The organism is Vibrio sp. 2130-1 (assembly GCF_033339515.1).
In genome coordinates this window covers 17,606-29,204 of sequence record NZ_JAWOUT010000018.1, presented here as the reverse complement: position 1 = coordinate 29,204, position 11,599 = coordinate 17,606, and the positions used below count along the sequence as shown (strand labels likewise).

Genomic DNA, 11,599 nt, shown 5'->3' with positions numbered 1-11,599 from the left:
TTAGTTATCTCTGTCTTGTTTTTGGACTGGTGGAACGGGGTCATACCCCCCTTCATTCAAAGGGTGGCATTTTAATAGACGTTTGCCTGATAACCAACATCCTTTTACAAAACCGTGAGCTCTCAAAGCTTCTAGCGCGTAAGTGGAACAGGTTGGTGTGAACCGGCAACGAGGACCAATCAAAGGGCTGATAAACCAGCGATACAGATAAACGAGCCCAATGGCTATCCACGTGAAGGGCGAGACAGGCGTTGCCATAGCTTATCAAACAACTTAAAAATTTCCTCATTGCTTAAATCTTGCGCGCTTTTCTTCGCAATCACAACAAAATCTTTGTTTGGAAGCTGATGTTGATTGTTACGAAAGCTTTCACGAGCCAAACGCTTAAATCGGTTACGACCGACAGCCGTTTTGATTTGCTTTTTGGGAACCGCTAAACCTAATCGTGGGTGAGAAAGTTTGTTATTGCGAGCAATGATGGTGAAATGAGGCGAGCCAGCTCGATGAGCTTGCTGGAAGACGTTTTGATAATGCTCGGGAGTTAACAAACGTAACTCCCGATTAAACGCGTACGTGTTCAAAATAAACTAGCGATTATTTTGATAGGCGCGCACGGCCTTTTGCACGACGTGCGTTGATAACTTTACGACCGTTCTTAGTTGCCATGCGAGCACGGAAGCCGTGAGTACGCTTGCGCTTTAGAACTGTAGGTTGAAAAGTGCGTTTCATGATAATTACCTTTACTGATCAGTAGTTTTAGGTTCTTGTTAAACCCGGCGTGGGTATTTGCTTTCTTATATAAAGAAGCTCTTTATATAGAGAAGGACAACCGACGCCTCTCAACAAAGAGGCGGAATTGTAATCACACTCACATAATGTGTCAATGACTCAATGAGTACGAAATTCCGGCCGGGCGATTATACGTAGTGTGAGTAAAATCTCAAGGATCAATCGATCCTGATGCTTGATCGTTACTCTATTCCTACTTGGTTAAGGAATTTTTTCAAACGAGGATCTTGTGGATTATCGAAGATATCCTGTGGAGAACCTTGCTCTACGATATTGCCTTCCGCCATGAAGATCACTCTATCAGCGACTTCTTTCGCGAATTGCATTTCGTGCGTCACCACCAGCATGGTTTGATGCTGATTAGCTAACTTCTTCATTAATGAGAGAACTTCACCGACCCATTCAGGATCCAGCGCAGAAGTTGGTTCGTCAAATAACAGCAGTTCTGGTTGCAGCGCCATCGCTCGGCCGATACCCACACGTTGTTGTTGGCCGCCAGACAATGCCGCTGGATAACTATCGCCTTTATCCCCAAGGCCGATGTCATCCAGAATTTGTTGCGCTCGTTTGAGAGCATCGGCTTTTTTCCAGCCTCGAACGGTCACTAGACCTTCGGCAATGTTCTGGCGCGCATTCATGTGGGCAAACAGGGCATAGTTTTGGAACACAAAGCCAGTTCGACGACGCAGCGCTAATACTTCGGCTTTAGTGTGTTTTTGAGTATCAACGGAGATGTCATCTATCGTGATACGACCTTCATCTGCTTGTTCTAGAAAGTTCACCGTACGCAGCAAGGTTGATTTACCCGTGCCACTTGAGCCGATAATCACGATGATCTCACCTTGCTTAATATCGAGGTCGATGCCTTTCAGCACTTCAGTCTCACCAAAACGTTTGTGAATATTTTCTAACTTAATCATCGTACGTACGCCTTATTCAGTTTTGCTTCTGCCCAGATTTGTACGCGAGTCAGAATCACCACCACTCCCCAGTAAATAAGAGCAACCGCAAGGAAAGCTTCAAAGAAACGGAAACTTGATGAGGCTTCCATCTGTGCTTTCGCCATGATTTCGGCCACACCAAGCGTGAAAGCGAGAGACGTTGACTTGATCATATCGATGAAATAGTTCATCAATGAAGGCAGTGCGACACGCGTTGCTTGAGGTAAAATCACTCGGCGCATTGCTTGGGATGTCGTCATACCGACCGATAAGCTCGCTTCCATTTGGCTGCGATCAATGCCAATAATGGCGGCACGAATACTTTCCGCCATATAAGCGGCAAAGTGCAGCGTTAAACCGATCACCGCTGCTGAAAAGGCGTCGATACCGACCATCAATGGAAAAATTTGCGGTAAGCCGTAATAAAGCAGGAAAAGCTGAACCAACAGTGGGGTGCCACGGAAGAAGCTGATGTACAGTTGGCTTAATTGATCCAGAACTGGCAGTTTAAATACGCGAATATTGGCTAAAATGACGGATAAAATCAGCGAAAACACCAATCCCCATGTCGCCATTTCCATGGTTGTGCCAAGATATTTCAGCAATATCGGCAGCAGTTCCAACATGTAATTAAAGTCAAATCCCATACGGCTTACCTAAAGGCTAGAGAAAAGAAAAGGTGGAAAACAAGTTCCACCTTTACGTAAGTTTATTTTAGTCCGAGAGTGATACCACTTTGCGGCCTAAAGTACAAAGAGTTCTTATTTCGTGATGTCAGCGCCAAACCACTTCACGGAAATTTTCTCTACTGTACCATCTGCGCGCATCTCAGCCAGTGCTTTGTTTACTTCTTCTTGCAGCTTACGACCTTTCTCGTTGTCAACGAAAGGCCATGCGTTTTGAATGGTCTCAAACGGTTCGCCTGCCAATTCCAGAGGAAGGCCAGTTTTCTTAATCAGCTCTAACGCAGAAAGACGATCCATTACAAACGCGTCTGCACGACCGAGCGCCACGTCATGTTCGATACCTGTGTCGTACGTTTTAATGTTGATCTTGCCGTCTTTGTCGTATTGACGCAGCAGTTGCTCAAAGTTAGAGCCTAGGTTCACCGCAACGGTTTTGCCCGCAAGATCGTCAACACCTTTGATGCTGTCGTTGCCTTTACGCACGGTAATTTGTGCGCCATCTACAACGTAAGGGTCAGCAAATAGGTATTTAGCTTTACGCTCATCAGTCATGGTGATTTGGTTGGAGATCGTATCGATACGACCAGTTTCTAAAAGACCAAATAAACCAGAGAAGTTGGCTGTTACGTATTCGATTTTGTAATCGTTACGTTTACCGATTTCATCCCACATGTCGACTTCAAAGCCTTGTAGCTTGTCTTGCTTTACAAAAGTAAACGGGAAGTAGCGACCTGACATACCAACTTTGACTTCAGTAGCGGCTTGTACGGTTGCTGCCGACAGTGCAATGGCTGCAACGGCAACCTTAATCCAGTTTTTCATAATACATCTCCATAATTTTATGGTTGGAAATACTACTGTTAGTTAGCTCAATTAAATAAATAACCAAGAGCAATAACCTAGACCTGTGAGTTATTAGATAATAGAAGAAGAATGTTAAATGTGACGAAAATGCGAACTGAACCTAGCGAAATGATCGACAAAATCAGCATTGGGAATAAAATAATACACAGACTTATCACCAATCGCTCGATCTTGTGAGTTTTGCCCAATTGTGGATCGTTGTGTGGGCAAATTTGGGGCAAGGTGTGTTGATCTCATCAAGTTTGCAGAAATAATTGTGAATAACTTGGATCTTATTCACTGGATCGTCGATCAATCGCTGGCGATCTTGGTTATCAACAGGTAAAATTGCCAGTCTTTTCCGATAATTCAATTACTCAGTGGGGGCACCGTGTCATCTTCGCTTTGGCTGCAATGTTTGCAGCAGCTTCAAGAAGAGCTACCAGCTACAGAATTCAGCATGTGGGTTCGTCCGCTACAAGCGGAGCTCAATGACAATACTCTCACTCTATTCGCGCCAAACCGCTTTGTGTTGGACTGGGTGCGTGATAAGTATCTGAACAATATTACTCGCTTACTGCAGGAATACTGCGGTGGCGATATTCCTAACTTACGTTTTGAAGTGGGGAGCCGACCTGTCTCTGCACCAAAACCAGCGCCGACACGTACGCCTGCAGATGTGGCTGCCGAGTCATCTGCACCTGCGCAATTACAGGCGCGTAAGCCAGTACACAAAACCTGGGATGACGACGCTCAAGCGATTGCGGCTATCAATCACCGCTCAAACATGAACCCAAAACACAAGTTCGATAACTTTGTTGAAGGTAAGTCGAACCAACTGGGTTTGGCTGCGGCGCGTCAGGTATCGGATAACCCAGGTGCAGCTTACAACCCACTATTCCTATACGGCGGCACGGGTTTGGGTAAAACCCACTTATTGCATGCGGTGGGTAACGCGATTGTGGATAACAACCCGAACGCAAAAGTGGTCTACATGCACTCAGAACGTTTTGTGCAAGACATGGTGAAAGCGCTGCAAAACAATGCGATTGAAGAATTCAAACGCTACTACCGCAGCGTGGATGCGCTCCTTATCGATGACATCCAATTCTTTGCTAATAAAGAACGTTCACAAGAAGAATTCTTCCATACCTTCAACGCACTATTGGAAGGTAATCAGCAGATCATTCTAACGTCTGACCGTTATCCTAAAGAAATTAATGGCGTTGAAGATCGTCTTAAATCTCGCTTTGGTTGGGGTCTTACTGTTGCGATCGAGCCGCCTGAGCTTGAAACGCGTGTGGCGATCTTGATGAAAAAAGCTGAAGATCACCAAATCCACCTTGCTGATGAAGTGGCATTCTTCATTGCCAAGCGTCTGCGTTCGAACGTTCGTGAGCTAGAAGGTGCACTGAACCGTGTTATTGCGAACGCGAACTTTACTGGCCGTCCAATTACGATTGATTTTGTTCGTGAAGCGCTGCGCGATCTGCTTGCTCTACAAGAGAAGCTTGTGACAATCGATAACATTCAAAAGACAGTGGCGGAATACTACAAGATTAAAGTAGCGGACTTGCTGTCTAAGCGTCGTTCTCGTTCTGTAGCGCGTCCTCGTCAGCTGGCTATGGCGTTAGCAAAAGAACTAACCAACCATAGCTTGCCTGAAATTGGCGATGCGTTTGGGGGCCGCGATCATACGACCGTACTTCATGCTTGTCGCAAGATTGAGCAGCTGCGTGAAGAGAGCCACGACATTAAAGAAGATTACTCTAACTTGATTCGCACCCTGTCTTCGTAATCGGTTAGAATAACGGTATTCTAAGCAAATCATTTATTGAGCTGACAGCGTAAAGAGCCAAGCATGAAATTTACCATTGAACGTAGTCATTTAATCAAACCGCTACAGCAGGTTTCGGGCGCTTTAGGTGGCCGACCAACCCTGCCAATCCTGGGTAACCTACTTCTTAAAGTAGAAGAGAACGTATTGTCGATGACGGCAACCGATCTTGAAGTAGAGTTAGTAAGCAAAGTGACGCTAGAAGGTGATTTTGAAGCGGGCAGCATTACCGTTCCTTCGCGTAAGTTTCTCGATATCTGCCGTGGTTTACCGGACGATGCGATCATCACATTTGTATTAGAAGGTGATCGTGTACAAGTTCGCTCTGGTCGCAGCCGTTTCTCGTTGGCAACGCTTCCTGCGAACGATTTCCCTAATATTGAAGACTGGCAAAGCGAAGTGGAAGTATCACTGAGCCAAGCTGATTTACGTACGCTGATCGACAAAACTCAGTTCTCGATGGCGAATCAAGACGTTCGTTACTACCTCAACGGCATGTTGTTTGAAATTGACGGCACCACGCTACGCAGCGTGGCGACGGACGGCCACCGTATGGCGGTATCGCAAACTCAGCTAGGTGCGGACTTTGCGCAGAAGCAAATCATCGTGCCACGCAAAGGTGTGCAAGAATTAGTAAAGTTGATGGATGCGCCAGAGCAGCCCGTAGTACTTCAGATCGGTAGCTCCAATGTTCGTGCTGAGGTGAATAACTTTACTTTTACCTCTAAGTTGGTTGATGGTCGTTTCCCTGACTACCGCCGTGTATTGCCTCAGAGCACCAATAAGACACTAATAGCAAGTTGTGACGAGTTGCGCCAAGCCTTCTCTCGTGCTGCGATTCTTTCCAACGAAAAATTCCGTGGCGTGCGAGTGAATCTGGCTGATACTGAAATGCGCATAACCGCGAATAACCCAGAACAAGAAGAAGCGGAAGAGATGCTTGATGTAACCTTTGAAGGTGACGCCATCGAAATCGGCTTTAACGTAAGCTATGTGCTTGATGTTCTGAACACGTTGCGTTGTGAAAATGTACGTGTGTCGATGTCGGATGCTAACGCTAGCGCGTTGATTGAAAATGCCGACGATGACAGTGCCATGTACGTGGTGATGCCAATTCGTCTATAAGCCAACTGAATGCCTCTTTCTCGTCTCATCATTCAGCAGTTTCGAAACATTAAAGCCTGTGATATTGAGTTATCAGCAGGCTTTAACTTTCTTATCGGGCCGAACGGCAGCGGTAAAACCAGTGTCTTAGAAGCGGTTTATCTGCTCGGGCATGGCCGCTCATTCAAGAGCTCTCTCACCGGACGAGTGATACAAAATGAGTGTGACGAACTGTTTGTTCATGGTCGTTTTTTGAACTCGGATCAATTTGAGCTACCTATCGGCATTAATAAGCAGCGTGATGGCTCAACAGAGGTTAAAATAGGCGGTCAATCTGGACAAAAATTAGCGCAGTTGGCACAAGTTCTGCCTTTGCAGTTGATACACCCAGAAGGGTTTGATTTACTGACAGATGGCCCTAAACATCGTCGTGCGTTTATTGATTGGGGCGTGTTTCATACCGAGCCCGCTTTTTATCAAGCATGGGGAAGGTTCAAGCGCCTGAACAAGCAGCGCAACGCGTTGTTGAAAACCGCCAATAGTTATCGTGAGCTCAGTTATTGGGATCAGGAAATGGCAGGATTGGCTGAAAACATCAGCCAATGGCGAGCAAGTTACATCGAGCAGATGAAAACCGTCGCAGAAACTATCTGTCAGACATTTTTGCCAGAATTTGAGATCCAATTGAAGTATTATCGTGGCTGGGATAAAGACACTCCATACCACGAGATACTAGAAAAGAATTTTGAGCGTGATCAGGCATTGGGATACACCTTTAGTGGCCCAAACAAAGCTGATTTGCGCATTAAAGTGAACGGAACGCCCGTTGAAGATGTTCTGTCACGCGGTCAATTAAAACTCATGGTGTGTGCATTGCGTGTAGCGCAAGGGCAACACCTGACAGAGATGGCCGGTAAACAATGCATTTACCTAATTGATGACTTCGCGTCGGAATTAGATAGCCAACGTCGCAAGCGTCTTGCTGACTGCTTAAAAGAGACGGGCGCACAAGTATTTGTAAGCTCTATCACTGAAAGCCAAATCGCCGATATGTTGGACGATAACGGTAAATTGTTTCATGTGGAACATGGCAGGATAGAGTCAAACTAGAAGAGAGAAACTCATGTCTGAAAATTACGATTCATCGAGTATTAAGGTACTGAAGGGTCTGGATGCGGTACGTAAGCGTCCAGGAATGTACATCGGCGATACGGACGACGGCACCGGCCTTCACCACATGGTTTTCGAGGTGGTGGATAACTCAATTGATGAAGCGTTGGCAGGTCACTGTAAAGACATCGTTGTGACAATTCATGAGGATAACTCGGTTTCCGTTAGCGATGATGGTCGTGGCATTCCAACAGAAATCCACTCAGAGGAAAATGTCTCTGCAGCAGAAGTAATCATGACGGTTCTTCACGCGGGTGGTAAGTTCGACGATAACTCATACAAAGTATCGGGTGGTCTTCACGGGGTAGGTGTTTCAGTAGTAAACGCACTATCAGAGAAAGTTGAGCTAACGATTCATCGTGGTGGCCATATCCATACGCAAACCTACCGCCATGGTGAGCCTCAAGCGCCACTAGCCGTTGTGGGTGATACGGATAAAACCGGTACACAAATTCGTTTCTGGCCAAGTGCCGAAACGTTCTCTAACACTGAGTTCCACTATGACATTCTGGCGAAACGCCTGCGTGAACTGTCATTCCTGAACTCTGGTGTGTCGATCAAATTGGTTGATGAACGTGAAGCGGACAAACATGATCACTTCATGTATGAAGGTGGTATTCAAGCGTTCGTTGATCACCTAAACACCAACAAAACGCCAATCATCGAAAAAATCTTCCACTTTAACTCTGAGCGTGAAGACGGCATTTCAGTTGAAGTGGCGATGCAATGGAACGATGGTTTCCAAGAGAACATCTTCTGCTTTACCAACAATATCCCACAGCGTGATGGTGGTACTCACCTTGCTGGTTTCCGTGCTGCGCTAACACGTACATTGAACAGCTTTATGGATAAAGAAGGTTTCTCGAAGAAAGCGAAAACAGCGACTTCAGGCGACGATGCGCGTGAAGGTCTAACTGCGGTTGTTTCGGTGAAAGTGCCTGATCCTAAGTTCTCAAGCCAAACAAAAGACAAACTGGTTTCTTCTGAAGTGAAATCAGCTGTTGAGTCTGCAATGGGTGAAAAACTGTCTGAGTTCTTGATTGAGAACCCGACAGAAGCGAAGATGGTTTGTTCGAAAATCATCGATGCAGCACGTGCTCGTGAAGCAGCGCGTAAAGCTCGTGAAATGACGCGCCGTAAAGGTGCACTAGACCTAGCTGGCCTTCCAGGTAAACTTGCAGACTGTCAGGAAAAAGATCCGGCACTCTCTGAACTATACATAGTGGAGGGTGATTCGGCAGGCGGCTCCGCAAAACAAGGCCGTAACCGTAAGAACCAAGCGATCCTACCGCTAAAAGGTAAGATTCTTAACGTAGAAAAAGCACGTTTCGACAAGATGCTATCTTCTCAAGAAGTAGCAACACTGATCACCGCACTAGGTTGTGGTATCGGTCGTGACGAGTACAACCCGGACAAGCTTCGTTACCACAACATCATCATCATGACCGATGCCGACGTCGATGGTTCGCACATCCGTACGCTACTGTTGACCTTCTTCTACCGTCAAATGCCAGAGCTTATCGAGCGTGGCTATGTGTACATCGCTCAGCCACCACTATACAAAGTGAAAAAAGGCAAACAAGAGCAGTACATCAAAGATGAAGAAGCGATGAACCAATACCAAGTATCATTGGCTCTGGACAATGCATCGCTACACGTAAACGCAGAAGCACCTGCACTGGCAGGTGAAGCACTAGAGAAGCTTGTTCAACAGTACAATGCGGGTATTAAACTGGCGGAACGTATGAGCCGTCGCTACCCAAGTGCTTTGGTAAACGAGTTGATTTACACTCCTCGCCTAACGCCAGAGCAATGCCATGACGCATCAGTTGTGGAAGCTTGGACGAAGCAGCTTATTGAACAGCTGAATGCGAAAGAAGTGGGTGCAAGCCAGTACAGCTACGAAGTTGAGCAGCACGAAGAGCTAGGCTTAAACTTGCCTAAGATTGTGGTTCGTACTCACGGTGTGACGCACGAACATGCAATTAGCATCGACTTCCTAAACTCGAAAGAGTACGGCAAGTTGGCTGATCTATCAGAAGCACTTGATGGACTTCTGGAAGAAGGCGCGTACATCAAACGTGGTGAGCGTACTATGCCAGTGGCAAACTTTGCAGAAGCACTTGACTGGTTAGTGAAAGAGTCAATGCGTGGATTAAGCCGTCAGCGCTACAAAGGTCTAGGTGAGATGAACCCAGACCAACTTTGGGAAACCACCATGGACCCAGAAACTCGTCGTATGATGCAGGTAACGATTGAAGATGCGGTAGGCGCAGATCAACTGTTCACTACGCTAATGGGTGACCAAGTAGAACCTCGTCGTAACTTCATCGAAGAGAACGCACTGAAAGTAGCGAACCTAGACGTATAACGACACTGTTCGTGATAGTAAAAAGCAGCGAGAAATCGCTGCTTTTTTTGTTGTACCACCAGCTAAAATCGCCACTTTCTGCTAAAGCGGATGTTTTTCTGGTACTAACTGCCAACAACCCGATCAAGCCTGCCATTTTATTTCTGTTTTCTTTTTTTCTCGCCATTTTGTTCGCTTGAGCGTTTTTGCTTTCTTTTTTCTGCTCGCTATAGTGCTGAAGAGCTGATGAATAAGGAGACTAAGAAAATGGTGATGACTTTCCTGAACTAAGCCGGAAGTGATGCACTTCCGGTTCAATGCACTGAATTTATTTGTAAGACAAGGCATTAAGAAGGAAATAATCATGTTTGAACGCTGGTTCTCAGCGTACTGCTTGGCGCTGCGAACTTGGTGGTTAACCAGTCGCTTTTTAACCTATCAATCACCACTAAGGTTGTTATCGCTATTTGAAACCTGCGAGCAACAAGCCCATTGCCGTAACCGAACTCGTATTGCGGTTGGGGACACGGTTCGCTTAGTGGATGTTGAACGCGCCTATCAATATCGCATGACATTGGTCAGCTCGCGCAAGGGGCAACCCATGACAGGTATGCTCGCGGTCGATTCTTATTTGGGGTCTCGACTGTTAGGTCGAGCTAAAAATGATGCGCTCGAAGTGGAAATTTTTAATCAGCGACGCTGCTTTGTGATTACTGAAATTGTTCATCAATCGCAACCACCAGCTCAGAAAATGCTGTGTGGTTGTCTGTTGTGCCAATAAATAGAGGTGAAGTCATGAGTAAGAAAGAAAAGAAACAACCGCAGTTGAGTCTAAAAGAAAAGCGCAAACTAAAGCAGGAAAAGGCGGCAGAAAAGGGCGTTGTAAAAGCGCGTAAATCCTCCCGCAAGTAAAGTGTAGATTGAGCCCTCCAGAACGGCGGGCTTTTTATCACTGATCGCGAAGTGATGAGGAACTAAGCTGTTCAAGGGGATAGTGGATGCTTTAAAAATTTTTTATTTTTTCCCTTGAAAGTCATTTTTGACGACCTTATATCTAGTTATGAAGAGGGTGACTGGCTTGCTAGAGACTAGAAGACCAGCCCTCTGAAATCGCTAAAACGAGATCGCTCAGAAGAGGATATGGCGTTTTAGCACACAACTTAAACCTTTAGATTCAATATCATGTCTCCGAGCCAAACCAAGGCCAGTGGAATGATAAGAATCTCTTAGTTCGGCGTTGGTTTTTGCATAAACACGCCAGTAGGATGGAACTCATCTGAACTAAGACTATTGCTTAATTAAGAGGATAGATTTATGCGTAATGTAGATTTCTCACCACTATACCGTAATGCAATTGGCTTTGATCGTCTGCTAAACCTGATGGAAGCGAATACAGCGAAAAATACTTCTGGCGGTTACCCTCCATACAACATTGAGCAAAAAGACGAGCACAACTACCGTATTACTATGGCCGTTGCTGGCTTTGCTGAAGAACAGCTCGATCTGACTCAAAACGAAAACATGTTGATTGTGAAGGGCGAACGTAAAGCAGAAGAAGGCAAAAACTACGTTTACCAAGGTATTGCAGAACGTGATTTTGAACGTAAATTCCAGCTAGCGGATTACGTAAAAGTCGTGGGTGCATCAATGGAAAACGGTCTGCTTCATATCGATTTAGTTCGTGAAATCCCTGAAGCCATGCAACCACGTAAGATTGCTATCGGTGGCAACAACCTGATTGAGAACAACTAATCAGTTAACCACCCGGTTATAGAATGAGAAAGAGCGCCATATGGGCGCTCTTTTTAGTTTGGGGGTTTTCAAATCCGCTATTTCAAAGCCGTAATTTCAAAGAGAAGAACGGCTGAGTTCAATCCGT

At 45.8% G+C, this 11,599-nt stretch carries 12 protein-coding genes; 6 read left to right on the top strand and 6 right to left on the bottom strand.

What is annotated here, in order from left to right; translation table 11 throughout:
• From yidD to R7Q09_RS20755, 6 genes are all read right to left on the bottom strand, one after another.
• On the bottom strand, positions 1–258 hold the full coding sequence (gene yidD, locus R7Q09_RS20780) for a membrane protein insertion efficiency factor YidD (RefSeq protein ID WP_005378822.1): 258 nt from the start codon (positions 256–258) through the stop codon (positions 1–3).
• The gene (gene rnpA, locus R7Q09_RS20775; protein ID WP_005394102.1) at positions 225–548 is read right to left on the bottom strand and encodes a ribonuclease P protein component; all 324 of its coding nucleotides are present in this window, start codon (positions 546–548) and stop codon (positions 225–227) included. Before rnpA ends, yidD begins: the two co-directional genes overlap by 34 nt.
• Before the next feature lie 46 nt (positions 549–594).
• Positions 595–729 carry a 50S ribosomal protein L34 gene (gene rpmH / locus R7Q09_RS20770; RefSeq protein ID WP_005378825.1) on the bottom strand — a complete coding sequence of 45 codons (135 nt, stop codon included), beginning with the start codon at positions 727–729 and terminating at the stop codon, positions 595–597.
• 242 nt (positions 730–971) lie between these two features.
• Positions 972–1,709, bottom strand: a complete 738-nt coding sequence (locus R7Q09_RS20765; RefSeq protein ID WP_005378827.1) for an amino acid ABC transporter ATP-binding protein — start codon at positions 1,707–1,709, stop codon at positions 972–974.
• Positions 1,706–2,377, bottom strand: coding sequence for an amino acid ABC transporter permease (locus tag R7Q09_RS20760; protein WP_005378829.1), 672 nt, complete (start codon positions 2,375–2,377; stop codon positions 1,706–1,708). Before R7Q09_RS20760 ends, R7Q09_RS20765 begins: the two co-directional genes overlap by 4 nt.
• A 114-nt stretch (positions 2,378–2,491) precedes the next feature.
• The gene (locus R7Q09_RS20755; RefSeq protein ID WP_005378831.1) at positions 2,492–3,238 is read right to left on the bottom strand and encodes an amino acid ABC transporter substrate-binding protein; all 747 of its coding nucleotides are present in this window, start codon (positions 3,236–3,238) and stop codon (positions 2,492–2,494) included.
• A gap of 412 nt (positions 3,239–3,650) precedes the next feature.
• Between R7Q09_RS20755 and dnaA the strand changes: the two genes are divergently transcribed.
• The 6 genes from dnaA to R7Q09_RS20725 all read left to right on the top strand — a co-directional run bounded on the left by dnaA (position 3,651) and on the right by R7Q09_RS20725 (position 11,472).
• Complete coding sequence (dnaA, locus tag R7Q09_RS20750; protein WP_005378835.1) at positions 3,651–5,057, top strand: chromosomal replication initiator protein DnaA; 1,407 nt, start codon at positions 3,651–3,653, stop codon at positions 5,055–5,057.
• A 63-nt stretch (positions 5,058–5,120) separates the two neighbouring features.
• Positions 5,121–6,221, top strand: a complete 1,101-nt coding sequence (gene dnaN, locus R7Q09_RS20745; RefSeq protein ID WP_005394106.1) for a DNA polymerase III subunit beta — start codon at positions 5,121–5,123, stop codon at positions 6,219–6,221.
• Between the two features lie 9 nt (positions 6,222–6,230).
• Positions 6,231–7,310 carry a DNA replication/repair protein RecF gene (gene recF / locus R7Q09_RS20740; protein ID WP_005378839.1) on the top strand — a complete coding sequence of 360 codons (1,080 nt, stop codon included), beginning with the start codon at positions 6,231–6,233 and terminating at the stop codon, positions 7,308–7,310.
• Positions 7,311–7,323: 13 nt separating this feature from the next.
• On the top strand, positions 7,324–9,741 hold the full coding sequence (gene gyrB, locus R7Q09_RS20735) for a DNA topoisomerase (ATP-hydrolyzing) subunit B (protein WP_005378841.1): 2,418 nt from the start codon (positions 7,324–7,326) through the stop codon (positions 9,739–9,741).
• A 343-nt stretch (positions 9,742–10,084) separates the two neighbouring features.
• Positions 10,085–10,501, top strand: coding sequence for a GreA/GreB family elongation factor (locus tag R7Q09_RS20730; protein WP_017821918.1), 417 nt, complete (start codon positions 10,085–10,087; stop codon positions 10,499–10,501).
• Positions 10,502–11,034: 533 nt separating this feature from the next.
• Positions 11,035–11,472 carry an Hsp20 family protein gene (locus R7Q09_RS20725; RefSeq protein ID WP_005378857.1) on the top strand — a complete coding sequence of 146 codons (438 nt, stop codon included), beginning with the start codon at positions 11,035–11,037 and terminating at the stop codon, positions 11,470–11,472.
• Positions 11,473–11,599 lie beyond the last annotated feature (127 nt).